The 25,156-nt window shown below is 61.4% G+C and carries 22 protein-coding genes; 17 read left to right on the top strand and 5 right to left on the bottom strand.

The annotated features are described in order from the left end of the window. Window positions 1-50 precede the first annotated feature (50 nt). Window positions 51-518: a MarR family winged helix-turn-helix transcriptional regulator gene (locus CWO89_RS03085; protein ID WP_165420968.1), complete on the bottom strand. Its 468-nt coding sequence runs from the start codon at window positions 516-518 to the stop codon at window positions 51-53. Window positions 519-648: 130 nt separating this feature from the next. Next, window positions 649-777 (bottom strand): hypothetical protein, encoded by a 129-nt coding sequence (locus CWO89_RS48770; protein ID WP_283813493.1) that lies wholly within the window; start codon window positions 775-777, stop codon window positions 649-651. Between the two features lie 208 nt (window positions 778-985). On the opposite strand from CWO89_RS48770, the gene CWO89_RS03090 reads away from it, so the two are divergent. From CWO89_RS03090 to CWO89_RS03145, 13 genes are all read left to right on the top strand, one after another. Beyond that, on the top strand, window positions 986-3,226 hold the full coding sequence (locus tag CWO89_RS03090; protein WP_245475673.1) for a xanthine dehydrogenase family protein molybdopterin-binding subunit: 2,241 nt from the start codon (window positions 986-988) through the stop codon (window positions 3,224-3,226). Window positions 3,227-3,241: 15 nt separating this feature from the next. Next, window positions 3,242-3,679, top strand: coding sequence for an SRPBCC family protein (locus CWO89_RS03095; RefSeq protein WP_245475674.1), 438 nt, complete (start codon window positions 3,242-3,244; stop codon window positions 3,677-3,679). A gap of 2 nt (window positions 3,680-3,681) precedes the next feature. Further along, window positions 3,682-4,551, top strand: a complete 870-nt coding sequence (locus CWO89_RS03100; RefSeq protein ID WP_130577195.1) for an FAD binding domain-containing protein — start codon at window positions 3,682-3,684, stop codon at window positions 4,549-4,551. A 1-nt stretch (window position 4,552) separates the two neighbouring features. Continuing rightward, window positions 4,553-5,041 (top strand): (2Fe-2S)-binding protein, encoded by a 489-nt coding sequence (locus CWO89_RS03105; protein ID WP_130577196.1) that lies wholly within the window; start codon window positions 4,553-4,555, stop codon window positions 5,039-5,041. A 38-nt stretch (window positions 5,042-5,079) separates the two neighbouring features. Continuing rightward, on the top strand, window positions 5,080-5,760 hold the full coding sequence (locus CWO89_RS48775) for an FAD-dependent oxidoreductase (protein WP_283813494.1): 681 nt from the start codon (window positions 5,080-5,082) through the stop codon (window positions 5,758-5,760). Then, a complete protein-coding gene (locus CWO89_RS48780; RefSeq protein ID WP_283813495.1) occupies window positions 5,757-6,290 on the top strand; it encodes an FAD-dependent monooxygenase in 534 nt (177 codons plus the stop codon). Before CWO89_RS48775 ends, CWO89_RS48780 begins: the two co-directional genes overlap by 4 nt. Before the next feature lie 33 nt (window positions 6,291-6,323). After that, a complete protein-coding gene (locus tag CWO89_RS03115; RefSeq protein WP_130577197.1) occupies window positions 6,324-7,040 on the top strand; it encodes an isochorismatase family protein in 717 nt (238 codons plus the stop codon). Further along, on the top strand, window positions 7,037-7,927 hold the full coding sequence (locus tag CWO89_RS03120; RefSeq protein ID WP_130577198.1) for an alpha/beta fold hydrolase: 891 nt from the start codon (window positions 7,037-7,039) through the stop codon (window positions 7,925-7,927). The genes CWO89_RS03115 and CWO89_RS03120 overlap by 4 nt, the downstream gene beginning before the upstream one ends. Then, window positions 7,908-8,960, top strand: coding sequence for a 2,5-dihydroxypyridine 5,6-dioxygenase NicX family protein (locus tag CWO89_RS03125; RefSeq protein ID WP_130577199.1), 1,053 nt, complete (start codon window positions 7,908-7,910; stop codon window positions 8,958-8,960). The genes CWO89_RS03120 and CWO89_RS03125 overlap by 20 nt, the downstream gene beginning before the upstream one ends. Before the next feature lie 169 nt (window positions 8,961-9,129). Next, window positions 9,130-10,479 carry an MFS transporter gene (locus CWO89_RS03130; RefSeq protein WP_130577200.1) on the top strand — a complete coding sequence of 450 codons (1,350 nt, stop codon included), beginning with the start codon at window positions 9,130-9,132 and terminating at the stop codon, window positions 10,477-10,479. A gap of 268 nt (window positions 10,480-10,747) precedes the next feature. Beyond that, window positions 10,748-11,821, top strand: coding sequence for a Bug family tripartite tricarboxylate transporter substrate binding protein (locus tag CWO89_RS03135; RefSeq protein WP_130577201.1), 1,074 nt, complete (start codon window positions 10,748-10,750; stop codon window positions 11,819-11,821). A 7-nt stretch (window positions 11,822-11,828) separates the two neighbouring features. Then, complete coding sequence (locus CWO89_RS47540) at window positions 11,829-12,347, top strand: tripartite tricarboxylate transporter TctB family protein (RefSeq protein WP_130577202.1); 519 nt, start codon at window positions 11,829-11,831, stop codon at window positions 12,345-12,347. Window positions 12,348-12,367: 20 nt separating this feature from the next. Next, window positions 12,368-13,858, top strand: coding sequence for a tripartite tricarboxylate transporter permease (locus tag CWO89_RS03145; protein ID WP_245475681.1), 1,491 nt, complete (start codon window positions 12,368-12,370; stop codon window positions 13,856-13,858). A 510-nt stretch (window positions 13,859-14,368) separates the two neighbouring features. Here CWO89_RS03145 and CWO89_RS03150 read toward each other — a convergent pair. Further along, window positions 14,369-15,088: a DUF7986 domain-containing protein gene (locus CWO89_RS03150; RefSeq protein ID WP_130577204.1), complete on the bottom strand. Its 720-nt coding sequence runs from the start codon at window positions 15,086-15,088 to the stop codon at window positions 14,369-14,371. Window positions 15,089-15,429: 341 nt separating this feature from the next. Here CWO89_RS03150 and CWO89_RS03155 point away from each other — a divergent pair, with 341 nt between their 5' ends. Continuing rightward, window positions 15,430-16,044: a hypothetical protein gene (locus CWO89_RS03155; RefSeq protein WP_245475675.1), complete on the top strand. Its 615-nt coding sequence runs from the start codon at window positions 15,430-15,432 to the stop codon at window positions 16,042-16,044. A 282-nt stretch (window positions 16,045-16,326) separates the two neighbouring features. Then, a complete protein-coding gene (locus CWO89_RS03160; RefSeq protein ID WP_130577206.1) occupies window positions 16,327-16,929 on the top strand; it encodes a hypothetical protein in 603 nt (200 codons plus the stop codon). 98 nt (window positions 16,930-17,027) lie between these two features. On the opposite strand, the gene CWO89_RS03165 is transcribed toward CWO89_RS03160, so the two are convergent. Beyond that, window positions 17,028-17,858, bottom strand: coding sequence for a protein-L-isoaspartate O-methyltransferase family protein (locus CWO89_RS03165; RefSeq protein WP_130577207.1), 831 nt, complete (start codon window positions 17,856-17,858; stop codon window positions 17,028-17,030). 177 nt (window positions 17,859-18,035) lie between these two features. Between CWO89_RS03165 and CWO89_RS03170 the strand changes: the two genes are divergently transcribed. After that, window positions 18,036-19,676 (top strand): Na+/H+ antiporter, encoded by a 1,641-nt coding sequence (locus CWO89_RS03170; RefSeq protein WP_130577208.1) that lies wholly within the window; start codon window positions 18,036-18,038, stop codon window positions 19,674-19,676. Window positions 19,677-19,724: 48 nt separating this feature from the next. On the opposite strand, the gene CWO89_RS03175 is transcribed toward CWO89_RS03170, so the two are convergent. After that, window positions 19,725-24,554, bottom strand: a complete 4,830-nt coding sequence (locus tag CWO89_RS03175; protein ID WP_130577209.1) for an NAD-glutamate dehydrogenase — start codon at window positions 24,552-24,554, stop codon at window positions 19,725-19,727. Window positions 24,555-24,832: 278 nt separating this feature from the next. Between CWO89_RS03175 and CWO89_RS49380 the strand changes: the two genes are divergently transcribed. Then, the gene (locus CWO89_RS49380) at window positions 24,833-25,075 is read left to right on the top strand and encodes a BMC domain-containing protein (RefSeq protein ID WP_130577210.1); all 243 of its coding nucleotides are present in this window, start codon (window positions 24,833-24,835) and stop codon (window positions 25,073-25,075) included. Window positions 25,076-25,156: the final 81 nt, after the last annotated feature.

The following is a 25,156-nucleotide window of genomic DNA, read 5'->3' on the forward strand; positions in this document are numbered from 1 at the left end:
TGGCCAGCGAATTCGGCTCATCGATGATCGTAATGTGGACCGCGGCCGGCTCAGCGGCGTATGATTTTCTTGAGGATTTCGGTAAGCGTTCGAAATTCTTCCCGGGTCAAGGGAGCGAATGTCTCGCTTGAAATCTCGCCGATAGTCTCGATCGCGGCGTCCGCTACCCGCCTGCCCTTTTCAGTCAAATCGATTTCTCGCCGTCGTGGATCTAAAGGATCCTCGGAGCTCTTGATCAGGCCGCGGGATTTGAGACGATTGATAACGCCGGTGATCGTGGCTGAGTCGTAGTGAATCAGCCGTCCCAAGTGGTTTTGAGAGCAAGGTCCGACCTCCCTCAATTTCGCCAGCGTTGAGAATTGGGGTGCAGTTAGTCCTTCAATCATCTTCGCGGCAAAGATGGACGTGTGAGTACGGAGCGCGACGCGCAATAAGAAGCCCGGTGCGTCATCCAGCCTGTAGGACTGTACAGCTTCCTTCAGCCTCTCCGCCGAGCGCCCCTTTGTTTTCGGTTGCACGACTTTCGTCCCCTCGCGGCACGTTGCCTTAGCTCGTTTTGAGAAAAGTGTGAATGTTCAGCTCCGAAAGTCTTCGGCGCCGGTCGTTTGTCTACATTCGTTGAACTCAGGAATCCATCTTTGTTCGACCTCAGTCTGCTTTATCGCGCTTTGCCGCGTCGAGGCGCTCCGGCGACGGCTGCCCTTTTTCCGGCGCATCGGTCTTCCGGGCGCTGAAATCTAGAACATCGAAGGATTGAAACCGCGCGGCGGTGAACATTGGCTGCAAGCGAATTGTTGCGCCCTGCCTCCGATTCTGGGCCGATGCACACGATCTCACCAATTGTGTACAAGCGTAGCGCTTGTATGCGAGTGCTAAATAGCTTAGCGTCCGCGGATTGCCTTCGTGAGGAGCCAAGCAGGCCCCTGCAACCTTCGGCGGAGGCATCTGGATACCATCGGATTTGCGGATGTCGGCAACTGACAACATGAGTTCCGTTCGACCCGACCTGATTGAGAAGGTCACGGGACGCGCCGAGTACGTTACCGACCTGACGGTTCCGGGAATGCTGCACGGGTTTGTGGTTCGCTCGCCGGCCATTCACGCGCGCATCGTTTCGATCGATACGAGCGCCACACGATCGATGGACGGCGTCGTGGACGTGCTCGTCGGCGAAGATGTCGCTTCGTTCGGTTGCTGGGGCGTCGTGCTTAAAGACCGGCCGATCATCGCGACCGACCGCGTGCGATATGTGGGCGAGCCCGTCGCAGTGGTGATCGCGGAGACGATCGAGGTCGCGGAAAATGCCGCAGAAATGGTCGATGTCGAATACGACGAGCTTCCGCGCGCAACGACCATCCGGGAAGCCCTGGCGGAAGACGCGCCGCTCATCCATGAGCGCCACGAAAATCTCGAAGACTTCTATTTTAAGGGCGGCGCCCGGCCGACCCAGAACAGCAATATATTCCACACTTACCGGAATAACGTCGGAGACGTTGAGGCTGCGGAGGCGGCCGCGGCCTACATCCACGAAGATCGTTTCACCTTTCCAGCCATTTCTCACTTCGCAATGGAGCCGCATACGGTCATTGCGGATTTCCAGAGGGACTCCCTGACGGTTTGGGCAGGTGCACAAACGCCGACCGCTGTTCAGAAGGTGCTGTCGCGACTCTATGGGCTGCAGTTGGCCAAGGTCCGCGTGATCGTTCCGTTTGTCGGCGGAGGGTTTGGCGGCAAGGCCTCGGTGAAGATCGAGCCTTTGGTTGCCGCTGCATCGTGGAAGGTGCGGCGTCCCGTTCGCATTGCGCAATCCATGACCGACTCAATGCTCACCTGCCGACGGTTGGGCGCTGACATTACGATTCGAACGGCTGTGGACGCCAAGGGACGGATCGTCGCCAAGAGCGCCGAACTGCTGCTCGATGGCGGGGCATATTCCGACACAGGCTCAGCCGTCGCCACGAAAGCGGCAAATCGCATCATGGGCCCTTACGTGGTGCCCAATCTGCGTCTCGAGGCGTGCGCGGTCTACACGAACACCGTTCCAGGTGCGGCATTCCGCTCGATCGGAGGACCGCAAGCTGTTTGGGCCAAAGAATCGCACATGGATAATGTTGCGGCGGCAATCGGCATGGATCCGGCCGAGTTTCGGTTGCTGAATTTGGCGTCCCGCGGTGAACGCATCCGCCCCGATTTGCGGGCGCTCGACATGGATATGGGCGAGCTGATGGGTCGGGTGACCCAGTCGTTCGCATCGGAGGTGCAAGCATCCAACCGGCAGGCGCGCGGACTGGCAGTCGCCGCAACCGATCCGGCCAATACGCCGATCAGTAACGCGATCGTACGTCTCAAGATCGACGGGTCGATCCTCGTTTCGGTCTCCAGCATCGAAGTCGGCCAGGGTGCACACGCGACAATGGGGCGGATCGCGGCGCAGACCTTGAAGCAGCCGACCTCGGCGGTAACCGTCTTGCGCACCGATACCGCCGTCGCCCCTTACGATTGGGGCACCGGCGCAAGCCGATCGACCGTTGTCGTCGGCCTTTCCGTCGAAAATGCTGCGCTCGACGCGGCTGATCAGATCCTCGAAATGGTTGCTGGCGTCTGGGAGCTTCCCCGGGAGAACCTGTCGCTCGTTGAGGGTGGTGTATCGACTGGATCGGAGGTTCTCACCTTCCATCAGATTTTTCACCGCACGTTGGGTGTCGACTCGGGAGAGGTCATCGGCCGCGGCGCGATTACGCCGCGCTCGAAGAAGGGCGCCTTGGTCGAGTCCCCCCTGTTCTGGGAGACTTCGGCGGGCCTCGCTGAAATCGTTGTCGATGAAGACACCGGCGAAATCCAAGTCCCTCGATATGCCAGCGCCGCTGACGTCGGCCGCGTAATCAATCGCGTCGCCGCGGAAGGGCAGGACGAGGGGGCTGCCGTCATGGGCCTCGGACACGCGCTTTATGAAGTGCTGGAGTTCGAGGATGGCCAACCCATCAATGCGACGCCGATCGATTATTCGATCCCGCGCATCTCCGACGTTCCCCCCGTGTTTGACACCATCCTTGTCGAAAATGGCGACGGACCTGGTCCAGGCGGCGCCAAGGGAATGGGCGAGGGAGCGATCCTCCCGGTCGCGCCAGCGATCGCCAACGCGCTGTTCTCCACCTACGGCATTCGGATCACCGACCTACCAATGACGCCCGAAAAGGTATGGCGCGCCCTGCAGAAGAGGAGCTGAATCATGGAATTCAATATGTCGATGGTGGTGCCAGCGACGCCGGCGGAGCTTTGGAGCACGCTGCTCGACATCCCTCGCATATCGGGTTGCATCCCCGGCTGCGAAAACGTCGAGGAAATCGAGCGGCTTGCAACTTACAAAGCGACCGTCAAACAGAAGATCGGTCCTTTCAAGGTCGAGGTCCCGGCCGACATCATCGTTGAATCGGTAACGGAGCCGTCTCACGTCCGCACGCGCGCCACGGGTCGCGACAAGATCACCGGGACGAGGCTGGCGGTTGTTCTCGACGTGACCGTGACGCCGGAAGGGGCGGGGTCCACATTCGCTGTGGACGCGAAGGTCGACGTGCAAGGCCGCCTCGCGACCATGGGGTTCGGCGTCATCAAGCGTCGCGTCGATCAGAACTTCGAAGAGTTCGAGAAGCGGCTCAAAGAAATGCTGGGCGCGACCTGATCATGCTGCCGTCACCCTTCGAATTCGAGAGGCCTTCGACGATCGCCGACGCCGTGCGTGCGGTCGGGGAGTCCGGCGACGGCATGTTCTACTCCGGCGGAACTGAACTGCTGCTGGCGATGAAGATGCGCGTCATCCATCCGGACCGGCTTGTCGACATCAAGGGAATCGTTGGACTTGATCGCATTGCTCTGAACGATGCGAATGACATCGAAATCGGTGCACGCTGTACGCACAAGAAGATCGCCAGTGATCCTGTTATTCGCGAGTACGTGCCGGCGCTGTCCTCGCTCTGTGCCAACGTCGCAAACGTCAGGGTCCGCAGCGTCGGAACGATCGGAGGCAATCTGTGCTTCGGAGAGCCCCACGCCGATCCGCCGACTATGCTCGCGGCGCTGGACGCGCGGCTGGTGCTTATTGGCCCCAGCGGCACGCGTGTCGTTCACGCTGACGATTTCATCCGGAGCGAGCTGGAAACGGTGCGGGAGCCGGATGAGTTGCTGACGGTCATTGCGTTTCCGCGCCCTACCGGGCCGGTGACCTATCGGCGGTTCAAGCATGGTGAGAGGCCCTCGGTGAATGTCGCGATGGCCTGGTCGCTCGGCGCCGGCGGAAGGACGATCACAAGCGCCCGCGTGCGGGTCGGAGCGCTCGGTTCGCGACCTCAGCTCCTGAAGGCCGTCGAAGACGCCCTCCAGGGCATATCCGTCGCCGAAGTCCGCCCGGCTATCGAGGCGGTGCTCCCGACGGCGCTGGATGAGCTTGAAGTCAACGAGGATCGGCATGGCGGCGCCGACTATAAGCGCCACCTTGCAGGTGTCTTGCTTCTGCGAAACGCCGAAGAAGCGATCGCCGCAGGCGGGAGCGCGTGAAATGACACATGTGCTGCCCATTTCATTCTCGTTGAACGGTCAGGCGATCGCGATCGAGGTTCCGACCCATACGCTATTGATCGATCTTATCCGGGATCGCCTTGGCCTGAAGGGAACCAAGCGCTCCTGCGACATGGAGGTGTGCGGCGCCTGCACCGTTCTGCTCGACGGTGAACCGATATCGAGTTGCACCACACTCGCCGTCGATGTCGATCAGCGCGAAGTCACGACAATTGAGGGCGTGACGCCGTCCGATGGCCTATCGCGGATTCAGAAGGCGTTCGTGCTTCACGGTGGCCTTCAGTGCGGATTCTGCACGCCGGGCTTCATCATGGCGGTCACAGCGTTGCTGAAGGCGACGCCGCACCCCACCGACGAACAAATCCGTCACTACCTGCACGGCAACCTTTGCCGTTGCACCGGATACACCAAGATTTTCGAGGCCGTAAGGAGCCTTGCAGTCGAGCAAGTCTCCGAAGATGCCGCCTAACCCCTTGCGAGATAGCGCAATTATCGTTTGGAGATGTCATGAGCATTGAACAGGTCAGTAAATCAAGCGTCCTCATTGCCGGCGCCGGCATTGGCGGCTTGGCGATGGCACTATCGCTGCTTCGTCGCGGCATCGACTGTGACGTGTTTGAGCAAGCGTCCGAGTTGCGCGAGGTGGGAGCGGGTCTTTGGATCTCCATGAACGGCGTGCGCGTTCTTCGGGATCTCGGCCTCACCGAACAGGTCGAGCAGAACTGCATTGCGGCCGAGCGACGCTCGATCCGCCTCTGGAACACCGGTGATAGGTGGCCCCTCTACAACCGCAGCTCCGACGCGGCGCGCAACCAGCCCTATTTGCTGCTGCGCGCTCACCTGCTGAAGATCCTCGTTGACGGCGTGCGTCAGTTGAAGCCGGGTGCCATTCATCTGAACGGCCACGTTGTCGGCTTCAGTCAAAACGACGAAGGGATTCGGGCCAAGCTCGCTGACGGCTCCGAAATCGAAGGACGCGCCCTGATCGGCGCAGACGGTGCTCATTCGAAGGTTCGTCTTGGTCTCATCGGCAACATCGAGAGCCAGTACACGAAGGCCATCGCTTGGCGTGGTCTCGTGCCGGTCGACGCCTTGCGCCGCATCAGCGCGAACCCGAGGTGGCAACCTGGATCGGGCCCACCGCGCATGTCACGGCCTATCCAGTGCGCTGGCAGAACACGGTCATGATGACCTTTTCGGGCCAGGTCGACCATAACGATTGGCTGCTCGAATCCTGGTCGGAGAAGGGCTCGGTCGAGGAATGCCTGAAGGACTTCGAGGGCTGGCATCCGGACATCATCGAGCTGGTCAAGAATGTGGATACCCTGAATAAGTGGGGCCTGTTCGTGCGGCCGGCGCTGGGTACGTGGTCGAAGGGACGCATCACCCTGCTCGGCGACGCCTGCCATTCGATGCTGCCGTACCTCGGGCAGGGTGTGAACATGGCCCTGGAGGATGCATCCGTCCTCGCGCGTTGTTTCGAGGAGAATCCCGATGACATCGCGGCGGCACTCAAGACGTATCAGGGCCTGCGGCTCGATCGTACCACCAAGGTCGTGAAGTCCGCGGCCGGCATGCTGCCGATCTTCCATAACCAGGCACTGTGCAAGGCCGAAACAGCGGGTAACTACATCAAGACGCAATGGGCGCCGGAAGCGACGGCTGCGCGATACGATTGGATCTACCAGTACGACGCGACCACCGTGCCGCTTCACTGACGTGCTCACGATTGGGACCGCTGGAGCGCAACAGTGACTGGCACCAAGCAACCCTGGGACGATGTGATACCGCTGGACGAGCGCGAGACCTATGCGCTCGCCGGGCTGGGTGGCGCGGCGGGATTCGGCAAACGACCAGCATTGCTGGTCATCGACGTGCAGTATCGTTCGGTCGGCGACCGGCCGATGCCGATCCGCGAAGCGATCAAGCAATACCCCACCAGCTGCGGCGAGGCCGGTTGGCATGCGATCGCACACATCGCCGAATTGGTACGGCTGTTTCGCGAGAAAGAGTGGCCGGTGATTTTCCCGCATGTCGCGCGGAAGGTGGGCCAGGACCAGGGCGCGTTCTCCGCGAAGATCCCTGGTATCATGCGGATCCCGCCCGAGGGCTATGACTTCGTCCGCGAGGTGGCTCCAGAGCCCGGCGAGTTGCTCCTACCGAAGACGCAGGCAAGCGCGTTCTTCGGCACTCCGCTTGCGACTTATCTGATCGGTGCCGGCGTCGACTCGCTGGTGGTGACCGGCTGCACGACCAGCGGCTGCGTGCGGGCGTCGGTCGTGGATGCGTGCGCGCTGAACTTCAAATCGATTGTGCCGAGCGACGCCGTCTACGACCGCTCGCCCACATCCCACGCCGTCAACCTGTTCGATATCGCCAGCAAATACGCGGATGTCATGCCGACGCAGGCCGCCATCGAGCGGCTTCACGCGCTGTCGGATGACCGCATAAAGGATCAGCAGACGTGAGCGGCGCCGCGGCATCCGGATTGCTTTACGGCGCGCATGTGCGCGCCAACGGCATTCGGCAGCACTATCTGCGGTTCGGCGGGTCCGGGCCGGCGATCGTCATTGTCCCCGGCATCTCGACGACTGCGGCGCAATGGGCCTTCATCGCAGAGCGCCTGTGCTCCGCACACGACGTTTTCGTGCTCGATGTCCGCGGTCGCGGCCTTTCTGAAGGCGGCCCGCACCTCAACTATTCGCTCGACGCATGCGCATCCGACCTCATCGGGTTCGCTGAAGTGCTTGGAATGGGCCCTTATACGCTGCTGGGCCACTCGATGGGTGGCCGCATCGGAATCCGCGCCGCGCGTTGGCGGCCATCGTCCATGGACCAACTGATACTGGTCGATCCGCCGGTCTCCGGTCCTGGACGTCGCGCCTATCCGATTCCGGTCGAACCGCTTCTCAAATTGCTTCAAAGCGCGAAGCGCGGAGAAGCCGACGCGGCGCTGCGAAGCCCCTCTGCTCCGTGGTGGCCCGAGCAGCACATCCGCACCCGGGCCGAGTGGATGCATACCTGCGACGAGCGCGCGCTCATCGAGAGCCACAAGGGCTTTCATCACGATGATATTCACCGCGACCTCGCCCATCTCAGCGTCCCCACCGCATTGATCGTCGCCGGGCGGGGAGGGGTCATTCGGCCCGAAGATGAAGAAGAAATTCGCAGATTGCTGCCGTCCATCGCGATCAGGACGCTGGAAAGCGCGGGTCACCAAATGCAGATCGACGATACCGACGGCTTCCTTTCGATCGTTGAAGAGCTTCTAGCGCGACCGCGCGATCGGTTCGACGGCCGCGTGTCTACGTTCGGCAAACAGGAGATCAGTGAAGATGTCCCGACAAATCGTTGATGTTGAAATGCTTGAGCTCTTCAAGGCCGAGCTGACGCTCTGCAAGGTGAAGAAGGGCGAAGTCGTTGCGGTCCTGAGCGGCGGCGAGGATCAGCAGGAATACGCCCAAGCCTTCATGCTGGCCGCGCAAAGCCTGGGCGCAACGACCTTTCATCTCAACGTGCCCAAGTACGGCCAGGGCAAGGTCGCGGGCTTGCAGGGCCGGCATGCGCTCACGGGCAACCAGCCGGCGATCGATACGCTCAAGCGCGTGGATATGGTGATCGATCTCCTGGGGTTGCTGTTCTCTCGTGAGCAAGCCGAAATTCAGGAAGCGGGCACGCGCATCTTGCGCGTGATGGAGCCATTCCACATCCTCAAGAAGATGTTCCCGACCGAAGATCTGCGCCGGCGAACGGAGCTCTCTCGAACCCTCCTGCAGTCGGCCAGCAAAATGCGGATCACGTCGCCCGGCGGAACGGATGTAACTTATGGCCTGAAGCAATACCCGGTCATTTCCGAATACGGATACACGGATGAGCCCGGGCGCTGGGATCACTTCCCGTCAGGCTTTGCCTTCACTCAGGCGACCGACGGCGAGGTCAGCGGCACGGTGGTGCTGATGCCCGGTGACATCCTCTGCGCGTTCAAGCGTTACATCCAGTCGCCGGTCACGCTGACCATCAAGGACGGCTACATCGTCGACCTCAAGGGCGAAGGCACCGACGCGCTGCTCATCAAGAATTATATCGACAGCTTCGGCGATCCGCGCGGCTGGGCGATCTCGCATATCGGCTGGGGGTCGAACGAGCGTGCCACCTGGCACCACATCGCGGCTTCCCAGGAGCTCTCGTCGGAGCACATCATGAATGCGCTCTCCTTCTACGGGAACGTCCTGTTCTCGACGGGTCCGAACACGGAGCTCGGCGGTACGAATGACACGCCGTGTCATTTGGACATCCCGCTTCGCGGCTGCAGCCTGTGGCTCGACGATATCCACATCCTCGACAAGGGCGAGTTTGCTTATCCCGAGCTGAGGGCGCCGGGCCGCTAGGCCCTGCGCATCAAGCACGCAACCCGGAGTCGCGAATGCGACTCCGAATGATGCCGGGGTCGCGTTCGCGACTCCCAATGATACCGAAGTCGCATTTCGACTCTCGAAGACGCGGCAAGTGTCTCGGTCACGTCTATCGACTTCAATCCTCCAACAGGAAACGCGTCAAATGTCGGCAACCATCTCAAGTTCGGAAGACTACACGCCGCGGCAACGGTATTCGATTATGATCTCAGCGATGCTGGGCTACATACTCGATTTCTACGACGTTCTGATATTTCCGTTTCTCTTGCCTGCGATCCAGCGATCGATGTCGCTATCGCTGACCGAGGTCGGCTCGCTGCAAGCTCTCACATTGTTCGGATCGGCCATCGGCGGAGCGCTATTCGGCGTCATCGGTGATCGACTTGGCCGAAAGACCTCGCTTCAACTCACGATCGCATTGTTTTCCATTGCCGCGATCATTTCGGCGTTCGCATGGAATTACTGGTCTCTTGCCGTGTTACGGTTCATCACCGGCATCGGTCTTGGCGGCGAGTACGGCGTCGGCATGGTGCTCTTCAACGAGGCCTGGAAGAAGGGCAGCCGGGGTCTGGGCGCGGCGGCGCTTCAGGGCTGCGCCGTGATTGCATCATCCACCGCTTCGATCGTCGGCATCTGGCTGATTGCGACGTTCAGCGACGAGTGGAGCTGGCGAATCGGCTTGCTGAGTGGCGGCGTACCCATCCTACTGATTATCTTCATTCGCTTCTTCATGCCTGAATCCAAGATCTGGCTGGAGTATGAGGCGCAACGCAAGGCCGGCCGAGCTACTGCAGAAGCCCGTACACTTCCTCTTGCGGATCTATTCCGCAACGCGCTTGCACGGCAGACCATCGTCGCCTTTGTGTGGCTGATGAGCTACATGCTCTGCTACTACAGCGTCGTCTCCTTCATTCCGACGCTGTTGCTGCGGGACATGCATACCCCTGGTGATGTCGTTCGCTCGACCGCTGTGTTGCTCTCCGTGGTCAGCGGCATCTGTTATCTTGCGAACGGCTTCCTCAACGATAGGGCCGGCCGCCGCATCGGAGCTCTTGTGCCCGCGCTGTTTTGGATCGGGTCTTTGGTCGGTATGGCCTTGTGGGGTAGCGAGCTCTACGCCGGATCGAAGCTTGAGTGGCCGATGTTCTGGCTCTACATCGCCTTCGGCATGGGCAACGTGGCGCTGGGCGTGACCGGTGTCTGGATATCTGAGCTCTATCCGGTCAACCTGCGTGCGACGGCGGTGTCGACGTTCTATATGGGCGGTCGCGGGCTTGGCAGCATGGCGCCTGTGATTGTGCCTCTTGCGGCGGCCCACTTCGGCGGAAGCTTGCTCAGCGGCATGGTTGCGGTGGCCCTTCCTGCTGCGACTGTCTTCATTATCGCCTCTCTTCTGCTTCCAGAGACGCTCGGTCGTGATTTGTCCGCGAAGGGCTTTAAGGTCGACACGGAAACGGAAGCCACGATGAAGACTGCTTCGGTGTCGCGTGTTTGACTTTGGTGGAAGGACGCTTGACCGCCGCGAACGCGTCGTTCCGGCGACATAGGTCGCGTCCCTCCGACGAACCTTCAATCGTAACGGAGCGTGGCTGGGCCTGATGTCAGAAAGAGCATTCGGACGGCTGCGCGGCGGGACCCATGCACACCGGCTGACGGCCGGCGCAACGCTATTCCTGAGTCGCAAGTTCATTTGCGCGCAAGTTGTGCGCTTGCGAACGAGTTTTGTGCTTGTACACAAGTGATTATCAAAATATCGTCAGCTCGTGATCTCGAGGCAACGGTTCCTGGATAAGGGACGAATCTGCGCGTCCAGAGTTGAGGGCGCCCCGGTCGATAGCCGGCCTCAGATCGTTCACCGGACAATTCGAGGATCGCTCAAGATGCGCATGCTAGTTGTAATGAACTTCGCTGCTAGTCTTTCCCTTGCCGGCGCGTGCGCGCACGCCGCCGAAGGTCAATTTCCCACGAAGCCGGTCACCCTGACCGTCAATTACGGCGCTGGCGGCGGATCGGACGCGATTGGCCGCGCGCTTGGACGAGCGCTTGAAAAGCCGCTCAAGCAACCGGTTGCGATTGAGAACATTGCCGGGGGAGCCGGAACGCGCGGTGTCACCGCCGTCGTCACGGCCGAGCCGGACGGATACCAGATCGGTGTCGCAACGAACAGTCCGATGACGATCGCCGTGCATACGGTCAAGGGATTGTCCTGGGGAAACCCCAGCACGTACGATATTCTGGGCGGTATTGGCATCGTCTACAACACCGTCTGTATTCAGGCGGACTCGCCGTTGAAGACGCTGGATGACGTGGTGAAGTACGCGAAGGAGAACCCCGGGAAGCTGAAGGTCGCCAGCATTGCGGGCGGAATCAATCAGTACACCTGGGACGCTTTCGCCAAGAAGGCGAACATCAACGTGAGGTTCGTCCCCTATAGCGGCGATGCGGACGGCGTTGCCTCCTTCCTCGGAAAGAACACCGAACTTGCGGCGCTCACCTGGCCGGGGCTGAAGGCCCAGGTCGAAGTCGGAAAAGCGCGCCCGTTGGCGGTGTTCGGTCCCGAGCGGATGAGCTCGAACCCGGATGTCCCGACGTTCAAGGAACTGGGCTACGACGTCGTCACCACCAGCGATTACGTGGTCTATGCTCCGAAGGGAATTCCAGAGGCCAAACGTCGCGTTATCGTCGAGGCCGTGAAGCAGGCCGTGTCTGATCCCGACTTTGTGCGGGTGCTCACCGCTCAGAACATTCAGGTGCAATTCACCGATGGCGAGAAGATGACCCGTCAGTTCACGGAGATCTTCAACGCCACGGCTCCATCGACTCCGAGCGGAAAGTAGGCCGCAGATGGACCAGGCGATAGTCATCAAGACCGAGGCTTCGACAGCGGCCAATGCTCCGGCATCGACCACGGGAATCAGGCTCGCATCGCTCATTCTGACGGCTGCGGGACTGTTCTATCTCTATCAGGCCATCGAACTGCCGATGGGCGACCCACCGGGAACGGGCGTCGGCGCCGTACCCGTCGTGGTGGGGGTCTGCTGGGTGGTATTTGGCGCATTCGTGACGGTTCGTAACCGCGGCGCATCTGCTGATCTCGGTCTCTGGCCCCGGGACAGCGCGGCGCTGCGCGTCGGGGTCGCCTTTTCCCTTTGCGTGATGTTCATCGTCGGGCTGCCCTTGTTTGGGATTTTCCTGACGACGGGGGTCTTCCTCCTGTTGATGGGACGTCTTGCCGGCGCACCATGGACGAGCGCCGTCGTTCTCAGCGTGGCAACACCTGTTGCGTTCTGGATTGTCTTCTCATTGGGCCTGAAGGTATCGCTGCCGTTCGGCTCCCTTCTCACTGTCATTTTCAGGGGCTGATCATGGATCTGCTCGGTAACATGCTTGGCGGGTTCGCCGTGGCTCTCCAGCCCGTGAACATTGCGGCCGCACTGCTCGGGGCGCTTGTGGGCACCGCTACCGGCGTTCTGCCAGGTCTCGGCGTGCTGGGCGCGATGGCAATCCTGATGCCGATCACGATCCATTTTTCCGCAGTGACCGGTCTGATCATGTTGGCTGGGATTTACTACGGTGCCATGTATGGCGGATCGACCACGGCGATCCTCCTCCGGATCCCCGGTGAAAGCGGATCTATCGTCACGACGATCGATGGTTACGAGTTCGCGAGAAAGGGGCGAGCCGGCGCTGCCTTGATGATTTGCGCCGTGGGATCGTTCATCGCCGGAACGATCAGCATTGTCGGGCTCAGCCTGTTCACCACGCTGCTCGCCGACGTTGCGCTGCGCTTCTCGTCTCCGGAGTTCTGCCTTCTGGCGCTTTTGGGCGGTTTGACGCTGGTGCGCATCACTGGAAACGATCCAGCCCAGAACATGGTCATGCTTTTGGTCGGCATGGCTCTGGCGACGATCGGCGTCGATGCCGTCAGTGGAGACACGCGCTTTACATTCAACACGAGTACGTTGGCATTGGGCTTCGATCTCGTGCCGGTCGCGCTGGGCCTGTACGGACTGAGCGAGCTGTTCCACGTCCTCGCCTCGAACGAAGGATTTCCGCGTGCCACCACCGTGCGTTTGCGGGAAATGATCCCGACACGCCGCGAGTGGTCGCGTGCGTGGCCTGCCATCGTGCGAGGGTCGGGCATCGGCTTTCTTATCGGACTGTTGCCCGGCCCGGGCTCTCTCACATCGACCTTTGCGTCCTACGGCGTCGAAAAGGCCATTGCCCGAACGCACCGGGACGAGTTCGGCAAGGGAGCGATCGAGGGCTTTGCCGGGCCGGAAGCGGCGAACAATGCGGTCGCAACCTCCGCGCTGGTGCCTGTCTTGAGTCTCGGGATTCCTTTCACGCCGAACGTGGCGTTGATGCTCGGGGCGCTTATCGTTCAAGGCATACAGCCCGGGCCGCTGCTGCTGTCCCAACATCCGGACGTCGTGTGGGGCCTCCTCGCGTCCATGTATATCGGCAATGTGGCGCTGCTCGCTCTGAATTTGCCGCTGGTCGGGATGTGGGTTCGGCTGCTGCGCGTGCCGCAATACGCATTGATCGGCTTCATTTTCGCCATCAGCTTCGTCGGCGTGTACACGGTGCGAAACAGCTACTGGGACCTTTGCGTTCTGGTCGGCTTCGGAGTCGTCGGCTCGGTTTTGCGCCAGATCGGTTTTGACCTCGCGCCGATGATTCTCGGGCTGGTGATCGGCCCGATTTTCGAGAAGGCGTTGCGCGAAACGCTTTTTTTGAGCGGCGGGGATTTCACGATCTTTGTTACGCGGCCGATCAGCGCCGTGCTTTCGGCCCTTTGCGTCGTGGCAGTCGTCGGACCCACCATCGCCGTGTGGATCAGGCGCGGGAGCCGCGTTCCGCAGCAATCGTAAGGGATAGTTCGGCACCGCTTCGGATGCAGCGCAAACCGCCAAGCGGTACTGCATGGAGGGATTCGGGTGCAGTATCCAAGTGTAAAATACTATCCGGAAGGTGTCCGTTGGGATGAGCCAATCCAAACCTGCTTCGTGCCTGAGCTGCTCCAAACCCCATTTCCCGGCCGTAGCTCAAACGGTGAGTCTTGGTCTAGGAGGGACAAAAATGCTTTATCTTTCAATGGGGGTTGACTGACACTCTCTCCGCCGTAGTCTTGTTCACTCTAACATTGTTCTTGATTTTGGCGCCTAGACTGCTTCGCAGGCTAGCATCGACGCAATTGCGTGCGTGGATCGCGTATGAACGGCCGCTTTGGCGGACTATGAAGTCATTACAGGGGAGCTAAGCGACCCGTCGATAAGAAAACAGCGCTTCCAGCGGATGTTGCTCGATAATTGAATGTTCACCGTAGGTCGGCGGATTTTTATTTTGGAACTGGCCAGTTCGCAAATTTGTCCGAGCTGAGGTCAGGCCCCGCCGGCAGGATCGAAATAGGCCATTCGATCCATGACGCCATCCGCGAGCCCCACCTTATAGACGGCTTCGGCGAAGTGCCTGTGGTCCGCTATCTGGCTGAGCCTGCTGTTGCCCGTGCGCTGCGGCAGCAGCATGCAAATCGGCTCGAGCATTTCGATCTCGAACGGAACGTTGACGCCGGCGGTCATCGAGAACGGCCCAGGGGTGAGCAGCCTGGTAGCGATCAATTCTCCATCGTCCATCGAGCTCTCAAGCCCGACATCGAGCAGCCACACTTTGGAGTTGTGGAGAATGTCGGTGGCGATCAGGCCCACCACGTCGTGACGTTGTTCGATCTGGAGTATTGCAAACTGCGACCTGCGCATCGCATCCAGCATCAGTCGTTCGTCGGACTGCGCCTCAAACTTGGCCGACTTCGCATAGCGGTCGATCGCCCGCGAACGATCCGGCGGCGCGGTGTAGATGGCGAGGTCGTAGACGTAGTAGATCTCGTCCATGTCATCGAGAAGCAACGTCTTTCCTCGTGCCAATCCGAGCCGACGCGCTTGTTTCAGTAATGCGTCGTCGGATATGGACCTAAGAACTTCCTCATGAAGGCTCTTGGAGATTTCCCGAAGGCGAAGATAGCGGGCAAGGATGTCCGCACGTGTCAAAGGCATATCCCTGCCGGAAGCCAAGATCGGCTGCTGTTGGACGAGAGGAAAGGCCATGAAACTCTCCCGAGTTGGACCGCCAGCTTTTCACAATCGTTAACGCCGGACGTTGATTCGCGAAACGGCAGTCTGTCGGCCGCAAACAGAGAAATCTGTTCAGTGCCTCGGATGGGTTGAGCTCTTGCTCAACTCATCCGTATGTCCGATCCTGCCCGTCGAGACCGGGCAACGCGCGGGCGTTGTTCAGCGCGAAGGCCGAGGCGGGACCCGTTACCGCAGGCCAGGACCCGGCGTCGATTAGAAGGGGATGCTGAGCTACGATGAGCCGGAAGAATCGGGTTCCACTGGGCGATCGCGTCGCCAAGGCAGCCGAAGAGGCACTTGTCGCCCGGCACTTTGTGAGCGCCATCGACGTCCTTGTCGGGATCGGGTGGCTCGACCCCGGAGCGGTCGAGCGCTGGCAGCGCGGGCAGGTCGATTGCCTGGAGGAAGTTGTCCAGGTCAATCCACCGCGCATCTCGGAAGCCATGCAGCTATTCCAGTCTTGGGTGACCGCGAAAGGACTGATCGCAAGCCCGACAGCCTATGTTGCTCGTACGCCGCAGCGCCAAGCGCTGCGCTTCAGTCGAAGTGGAAACGCTGAGATCGAGGTGTCATATCGGACAAATTGGGTATCGCCGGAACTCTCGGAAACGAAACGTGAGCGCCTCGCGGAAAAGGCAAGCCGTGGCCCGGAACTGGTGGTCATCCAGCCATTGAACAGGGAGTGGACATGCCATCGGTGCGGCGGCACCGGCGATCTCCTTATGATGGAGGCGCCCGGCCCGGCGTGCCTGCACTGCGTTGGCCTCGATGATCTCGAGTTTCTGCCGGCGGGCGATGCCCTGCTCACGCGGCGAGCGAAGGCGAACAGTACCCGATATGCCGTCGTCGTGCGCTTCAGCAGAACTCGCCGCCGCTACGAACGACAGGGCCTGCTGGTCGAGCCTCGGGCCTTGCCGAATGCGCGGTGATCGCGCATTGATTGCCGCGCTCTGTCCAGCACCATTGAAAATCTTAATCACATACGAGTTCGCAGTTCTATTTTGAGCGGCGCGCTGCACCAGCGGAGCTGTCCCGGCGCGCATCTTAGGACCGCGTGGTCCGCGCGACGAACCACCGCACGACGCGCACCCTGACCGCTAGCGACTTATTAATCTCCCGTTGCTTAGGTCCAGACCTTCGCATGTCGAACCCGCAGTTACGAGTGATGCGGTCCCCCAAGCCGCCTGCCAGCCTGCGACTTGGAGAGCTTGATGTTAAATACCGCCGCCTTTTCCCTGGTCCTCTTCAGTTGGCTGAAGGAGATCGGGGAGATCCTGCTTCTGGTAGGGTTGAGCGGCGAGGTCGCTCTTCTGGTTCTCGGGATTTCGAAAGGCGCCTGGGAGCGAGGACTGGCGATCACGTTTGCCGCTCTCGTCCTGGTCGGCGTCGCTCTGGAATATTGGGCCGATAGCCCGAGGAGGTTCGGCCCCGCATCCCAACAGCGGATTGCCGGTGCCCTCAAGGAATTTCGTGGCACTCCGTTCGATTTCTCGGTCGAGCTTGACCCCGAAGCTGTTGCCTTGATGGAAGATGTCGGAAAGGCGCTTGATGCCGCTGGCTGGAAGAGACAGGCGGTTGCACAAGGCTCTGGATATATCCCGCCAGGAAAGCCCGCGGCCGGCATCGTCGTGTTCAAAGGGGTTGAAGTGCAGATCGCCGAATCGCGACACTCGGATTGGGGAGCGGCTGGCAAGCCAGCCGCTGTCCTTCTGCACGCCATGCGGAACGAGGGATTGACCGCAATCGTGAAACAGGTCCCGGACAATCAGGAAAGCACCGACGCGATCCATATCAAGATCGGCGCCAAGCCATAAGGCTGGGCAGCTCGTCAACCTTCGGGCTTCGGATTATCGGTGCCAAGCAGAAGCTCCTTGGATGAAGGGAAGCAGCCGCGCGCCCTGAAGAGAGACCGTCATGCCGGCTCGGCGGTGGAGAGCCACCAGCCATCGCCGGCAAACCAGCACGTCCGGTCGGTTCGATCATCAAACCGTAACGATCGCACGCGATCCCAACCTTCGGTGAAGGCGTTGATGAGACGCTCACGGTCCTCTGGATCGCCGTGCAATCCCGTACAGCCGATGAACCGCGCGCGCGACACGAAGGTTGCGGGCCACCGGTCACCAGCCTGGGGCCGCGTCACGCGCAGCATACCGCCCAGTCCGAATTCCGGTGCCAACGGAAACATCAGCCTACCGCCGGGAAGCAGGGCATCGATCCACGCCCAGCTCGGAGCTGTTGCCGCCGCGCAGACGTAGATGGCGTTGGCCTTAGGCAATTCGCGGCCGATTCCGGACCCAGTGTGCACCAAGACCTGGCTGTAGTCCTTCAGATTTTGTCGCGCACGCGCGGCCAGATCCTCATCGATCTCGAAGGCGGTGACGGTGCCGGAAGCTCCAACGATCTCTGCAATGACTGCCGTGTAGTATCCGGTTCCAGCCCCCACCTGGATGACCCGATCGCCTTCTCTCAAATCCATTTTGTCCAGCCAGGCGGCATGGGCGCTGGGCATTCCGATATTGATGCCACGATCGGGATCGAGCCCGATCAAGACGTCCTGGTAAATGAATGCGGGATCGTCGTCCGGCGTGCGGATGTAACCGTCGCCGCAACGGATCGACCACGGACCCGGCCCCGCGAACCGTTCGCGTGGGACGAGCGCAAATGCGTTCGCGATTCCTGGGTTTGCGTTTCCGGCAACGTATTTGGCGAAGAACTCGCGATATTTCGCCGACCGATCGTTCATCAGGAAGTTCATCCAGAACCTGAGGACCGAGACAGTGCATTGCCATACCTGTAATTGGAACGCGAGTACAGACCCCGCGGGGAGGTGGGGCGCGGGATGGATGGTGGAATGACTCGGGTGGCGTCGCTATGATGCCCGCAAAGCAAATCCCCAGACTTTACGCATGCGAGAGAGAGCGTGGAGACCATTACCGTTGCATTGATTCTGCTGCTGGCTGTGGTCGTCAGCGGCGGGGTTGCCCGCATGTCGCCGATATCGCTTCCCATGCCGCTCGTTCAGATCGTCATCGGCGTGCTCATTGCTGCGGTGGCCGACCTCGGCGTCCAATTGAAGCCGGACATTTTCTTTCTGCTGTTCCTGCCGCCACTGCTGTTTCTGGACGGCTGGCGCATCCCCAAGGAAGGACTGTTTCGCGACAAGGGGACGATCCTGGAATTGGCGTTCGGCCTCGTCGTATTCACGGTCGTCGGTGTCGGATATTTCGTCAATTGGATCATTCCGGCGATGCCTCTCGCGATCGCTTTCGCGCTCGCCGCGGTCATCTCTCCCACCGATCCGATCGCCGTCTCTGCGATTGCCGCGCGCATACCAATTCCTCGCCGGCTGATGCACATCCTCGAGGGGGAATCATTGCTCAACGACGCATCGGGCCTGGTCTGCATGCGGTTCGCCGTTGCTGCCGCTCTGACCGGTTCGTTTTCGGCGTTCGCCGCGTTCGGAACGTTCCTTTGGCTTGCTACCGGTGGCATCGCCATCGGCGTCGTTGTGACATGGGCCGTGACCGTCGCGAAGAATTGGGTCTCGCGCCATTTTGGCGAAGAGACGGGCTCGCAGATACTGATCAGTTTACTGATTCCGTTCGGCGCCTATCTCCTGGCCGAATACGTGCATTGTTCCGGCATTCTTGCGGCCGTCGCCGCCGGGATCACCATGAGCTACGCCGAGCAGAGCGGCCAGGCATTACCTGCGACCCGCATTCGTCGCGGTGCCGTCTGGGACCTGGTGCAGTTCACCGCGAACGGCGTGATCTTCGTCCTGCTTGGCGAACAGCTCCCGCAGCTCTTCGATGGTGCGGCGAGAGTGGTCCAAGAGACGGGGCATCATGCGCCAGTCTGGCTCCTCGTCTATGTGGTTGCGATTAATCTCGCTCTGGCAGCATTGCGGTTCGTCTGGGTCTGGACGTCACTACGATTTACGCTGTTTCGCGCGCATCTGAAGGGCGAGAAGCCGTATGTTCCAAGCTGGCGCCTGATCGCGGCGACCTCGATTGCCGGTGTGCGCGGTGCCATTACCCTTGCAGGCGTACTGACACTGCCGTTGACAATGAACGATGGTTCGCCATTTCCGGCACGCGATCTCGCGATCTTTCTCGCCGGCGGCGTCATCATCGTATCTTTGGTTGCCGCCACCATAACGCTGCCGTTCTTGCTCAAGGATCTGGAGCTTCCACCCGAGCCATCGCATCAGGCCGAAGAAGATCGAGCGCGCATCGCTGCGGCGGAAGCCGCGATCCGCGCGATCGAGCAGGCCCAGCATGACATGGGTGAAGGGCAAGTTGACGCCGATCTCTATACCGATGCCGGCGTTCGCATCATGGCGCTGTATCGCCAGCGTATCGACGGACGTTCCAAGGTCGGTCAGGAAGCCGAACTTGCGCAGAAAATCGACGACATCGAACGCCGCCTCCGTCTCGTCGGACTTCGCGCCGAACGGGCCGAACTGTATCGCATCGCGCGCAGCCGACAGCTCTCGGACGAGATCGCCCGCAAGTTGGTCAGGGAGGTCGATCTCCTGGAATCTCGCTTCCCGACGGCCTGACGAATGCCGGTGCGAGCCGGCAGCCTCGAGGCGATCTTCCGAGCCCGCTCAGCTCTTCACCATATCGCCCAGCATGTTTGCCGCCACCGTCAGCTTGGCGAGCGTCAGGCCGCTGGCTGCGATCTCCTCGACCGAGCGGCGGATGCGCGTTGCTTCAGGATGAGCGGCGAGCCAGTCGCCCGCGGCTTGCTGGCCGCATTGGCCGGTTGCAAGCATGTCCGCAGCCAGTCTTCTTTCGGCGGCGGCGATCTGGTCGACGGCGCGATCAATGGCGAGACGTTCGTAATTATCGTTTGCCGACACGCTGCGTGCGGCGGCGATGAGGCGATCGAGGCGGAAATTGGCCTCGGCGGCGAAGAAGGTCGTGGCGGCGTCGCCGATGGTCCGCCTGGTGCGCTCCGCGACGGTTACGATATCCGGTGCCGAGACCAGGGCGTCGAGATCCGCAAGATCACCTGCGAGGTCGGCCGGGACGCCGGCATCGATCAGGTCCTGTCGCCGCTTGCTGCGCCCGGCCTGCACATCCTCCGGCAGGGTCTTGTCGAGTCCGGCGGCGATTTCGCGGATGCTCGGGCCGAAGCGGGCGATGACCGAGTCCAGGCCTGCCTTGAAATCAACATTGCGCACGTACCAGAGCATGCGGGAGAGCAGCAGATCTTGTATCGCCGCGTAGAGGCCCAGTTGCACTTGCCCGTCGATGCGCGTGTCCAGTCCGTCGATCGCGTCATTGAGCCGCTTCAGGCCGTAGCACTCGTCAACCGCCACGAAGGCCATGGCGATGGTCGACACGTCGGCATCCGTCTCGTCGATCAGGCGCACGACACAAGCCGGGCCGCCGCGATTGACAAACGCATTGGCGAGATTGGTTGCGATAATCTCCCGGCGAAGGCGATGGTGTTCCACCGCAGTGGGGAATTTGTCCTGCACCTCGCGCGGGAAGTACTCGGATAGTTCGCGGGCGAGATATGGATCATCAGGCACGCTGGTAACGAGCAGATCGTCGTAAAGTGTCAGCTTGGCGTAAGCCAGCAGCACGGCAAGTTCCGGCCGAGACAAGGATTGGCCGCGCCGGGCGCGTTCGGCAATCGCGGCATCGTCCGGCAGGAATTCCACGGCGCGGCTGAGGAGCCCGCGCTGCTCGAGCGATTGCATCAGCCGAGTGAGGAAGCCGGCCTCGGCCAGGCCCTTGCGTTCGGCCAGCGAAAGCGCCAGCGTCTGCAGATAATTGTTGCGCAGCACCAGGGCTCCGACCTCGTCGGTCATCGCGGCAAGCAGCATATTGCGGTCGGTCGAACTGAGACGCCCTTCGCGTTCGGGGCGCGCCAGTGCAATCTTGATATTGACCTCGACGTCAGAGGTGTTGACCCCGGCCGAATTGTCGATGGCGTCGGTGTTGAGCTTGACGCCTTTCTGTGCGGCTTCGATGCGGCCGCGCTGCGTGACGCCGAGATTGGCCCCTTCGCCGATCACCCGCGCGCGGATATCAGCGCCGGTGACGCGGATCGGATCGTTGGCGCGATCGCCGACCTGATCGTCGCTTTCTCCGGACGCGCGGATATAGGTGCCGATGCCGCCAAACCAGAGGAGGTCGACGCGTGCCTTGAGGATCGCCGTCATCACCTCGAAGGGGGTAGGCTGCGGCTTGTCGAGATCAAGCAGGGTCCGCACTTCCGGCGCCAGCGGGATTGCCTTGAGCGAACGCGAGAATACCCCGCCGCCCGGCGAGATCTTTGACTTGTCGTAGTCCTGCCAACTCGACCGCGGCAGGTCGAACAGGCGTTGGCGCTCGGCGTGGCTGGCGGCGAGATCGGGTGAGGGGTCGATGAAAATATCGCGGTGATCGAAAGCCGCAACGAGCCTGGTCGCCGGCGAGAGCAGCATGCCATTGCCGAAGACGTCCCCGGACATGTCGCCCACGCCGACAGCGGTGAAGGGCATGGTCTGGATATCAGTGCCGAGTTCGCGGAAATGGCGCTTGACCGCTTCCCACGCGCCGCGTGCGGTGATGCCCATTTTCTTGTGATCATAGCCCTGGCTGCCGCCGGAGGCGAAAGCATCGCCAAGCCAATGTCCCTTCTCGGTCGAGATCGCGTTGGCGATGTCGGAAAAGGTCGCGGTGCCCTTGTCGGCTGCGACAACGAGATAGGGGTCGTCGCCATCGTGCCGCACGGTGTCTTCGGGCGGCACGATCGTGTCGCCGTCGAGATTGTCCGTGAGTTCGAGCAGCGAGCGCACGAAGATGCGGTAGGCTTCGGTGCCTTCCGCCATCCAGGCCTCGCGATTGGAAGGCGGTGGCAGGCGTCTGGGCACGAAGCCGCCCTTGGCGCCGACCGGCACGATGACGGCGTTCTTGACCTGCTGCGCCTTGACCAGGCCGAGGATCTCGGTGCGGAAATCCTGCGGCCGGTCGGACCAGCGCAGGCCGCCGCGCGCGACCTTGCCAAAGCGCAGATGAATGCCTTCGACGCGCGGCGAATAGACGAAGATCTCGTAGAGCGGCTGAGGTGCAGGCAGCTCCTCAATCTTGCGCGCGTCGAATTTGACGGAGATCACCGGCCGCGGATGCCCGTCCGGACCGAGCTGCCATAGATTGGTGCGGATGGCGGCCTGCACCAGATTGGTGAAACGGCGCAGAATGCGGTCTTCATCCAATGAGGCGACGGATTTGAGCTGCTCTTCGATCTCGGCGAGGAGGGCCGTCTCGCGCGCCGAGCGCTCGGCGTCGGTGGCGGTGAGGCGCGGGTCGAAACGAGCCTGGAACAGAGCGACGATGCTGGTGGTGATCGCGGTGTTCTTGCGCAGAGTCTCCGACATGTAGTCCTGGCTGAACGGCGCGCGGATCTGATGCAGGTAGCGGGAGAGGGCGCGGATGGCCGAAACTTCGCGCCAGCTCAGGACCGTGCGCAGGATCAGCGCGTTGTATCCGTCGGATTCGGCGCGATCGCCCACCACCGCCATGATCGAGGCTTCCAGGCGACGGGCGAATTCCGCGGTGATGACGATCGGCTTGCCGTCATTGGCCTCGATCGTCATGTCGTGCAGCCAAACCGGCGCGGGTGCGGGCGTGGCGCTCGGCCTGATCTCATAGGTGCGCTCGTTGACGACGCGCAGGCCGTGATTTTCGATCACCGGCACCCGATAGGACAGCGACAGGGGCGCGCCGCGCGAAAAGACCTTGAGGCCGAAACGCGTCGGATCGTCGCCGTCGATGCGGTGAACCGAAAGCGCCACGGAACGAGCGGCAGTGAGCTTTTCGATGATGGCGATATCAGCAATCGCTTGTGAGGTGTCGAAGACCTCGGTATAGCCGCCGGTAAAGGCTCGTGCATAACGGTTGGCGATCAGGCGGGCCCGCATGCCGTCAGCGGTGGTCGCAAGCGCGGCTTTCAGCTTGTCAGCCCATGTTGCGGCGATGGCGCTGATTCCGGCTTCAAGCGTGGCGCGCTCGATGACAGGCGTGTCGCCTTCATACCGCCCGATGATGTAGTGGACGCGGGCGAGCGACCCCTCAGGGAAGGCTGCGTAGGAGGCCGCCAGTTGCCCCTTATAGACCTGCGCCAGGAAGCCTGCGACGCGTGTGCGGACGTCGGTGTCATATTTGTCACGCGGAATGAAGGCGAGGATGGAGACGAAACGGTCGAATTTGTCGGCGCGCGCCAGCGCCCGCACGCGGGGGCGCTCATAAAGCATCAGGATCTCCATGACGAAATTGTAGAGAGTCTCGACGTCGACCTGGACGAGCTCGTCGCGCGGATATTCTTCAAGGATATGCAGGAGCGCCTTGCCCGAATGGCTGTCCGGCTCGAAGCCGGCGCGCTCGAGCACCTGCGCCGCCTTGTGGCGGACATAGGGGATCTGCCGCACCGAGCGGGTATAGGCGGCCGAGGTGAACAGGCCGACGAGGCGCAATTCGCCCTCAAGCCGGCCGTCGGGCGTAAAGAGCTTGATGCCCACATAGTCCATCCGGACGCGGCGATGGACGCGGCTGCTCACATTGGCCTTGATGACGATGAGCAGGGTAGGCTCTCGCATGAACGCGCGGATCTCCGACGTCATCACCACCATTTCGGCGCCGCGGCGCAGCACCTTCACATCGGGATCGCGCAGGATGCCGAGGCCTTCGCCGGTGGTGATGTCGTCCGGCGCATCGCTGTCTGGTGCGAAGCGGTATTCTCGGAGGCCGAGAAAAGTGAAATTGTCGGCGCACAGCCATTGCAGGAATTGGGTGGCTTCGGCGACCTCGTCGATCGGCATCGGCGGCGGATTGGAGCTGAAGGTCTTGATCGCCTGCTCCACGCGGGCGCGCATGGCTCGCCAGTCGGTGACGCAGGCGCGCACGTCGCTCAGCGTCTTGGAGAGGCCGTCGATCAGCTTCTGGCGGTCGGCCTCGGCGTCCAGGCGTGCGATGTGGAAGTGAATCAGGCTTTCGCGCTCGCCCGTTATCCCCTCGGGGAGCGCCTCGCCGTAGAAATGCAGCAGCTTGCCCTGCTCGTTGCGCTCCACGGCAATGATCGGGTGGGCGACCAGCGTGACCTCGATGCCCTGCTCGGCGAGCTCCGCCATGGTGGAATCGAACAGGAAGGGCATGTTGTCGTTGAGAACTTCGAGCACGGAAATCTCGCGCCCGTCGGGCATCATCGGATTGATGACGCGGATGTCGGCGCTATCAGCTGTCCGCCGCTGCACATGTTCCCAGGCTTGTTCCGCCAGAAAGGCCAGGGACGCGGCGTCGTAATTGGCGAGGTCCTCGATGTTACTGTGGCCAAACAGAAGCTCGGCAAAGGCCCGGGGCGTCTTGCCCGGCTGCACGCTCCCACCGGCCTCGTGGATCAGGGTTGCTCGGGCCTTGTCGTCACGCCACGCCATAACGTCCTCCATTTCCCGCGTCGGCTGACCGCAGTCACGATCGTCTGCCTGATTTCGGAGTGCATCTCCTCGAGCGCCGTCGTCTTGATCGCAGTTGATTGCGTAAGCGAAATCCTTGGTCTCGGAGCTTCGGAGGCTCCTGATATCGAACATTATATCATCTCCGCGCGACCAGGGGGGAGTTGTCGTCAGCGCGCCGAAAGGGTTTGCGGTGCAGCGTGAAACCGAAGTCGGGTGCTGTCGACTTTCGCCGGTAGTCTGGAAAACAAAGGAATCTCAAGCACGGACGCATGAGTTCGCAGTTTTGTTGGGAGGGGCCCGCCGTGGCCAAGGCGGCTAACGTCAAGCTCGTCGCTCGGCAACAACCCAGAGGTGGACCGATATCTATTATCGTGCAAGGCGACGTTGGCACTGTGAAAGCCGCGGTCGATGCAGGCGCGGCCAGCGAGAGCCCGGACCTTGTCCGGAAATTGACAATCGCGGGAGCTGCGCCCCGAGGCGGCGCATCGTCCGGGAATGACGGCGTGTGTTGAGACGCGAGCTATGCAAAAACTGCCCGACGGGCAAATCAGCGAAAAGTCTGTCCACCCCTCCCGTAAAAAATAATCCGCTTT

Origin of the sequence: Bradyrhizobium sp. Leo170 (assembly GCF_004296405.1) — a bacterium.
Taxonomy (GTDB): Bacteria; Pseudomonadota; Alphaproteobacteria; order Rhizobiales; family Xanthobacteraceae; genus Bradyrhizobium.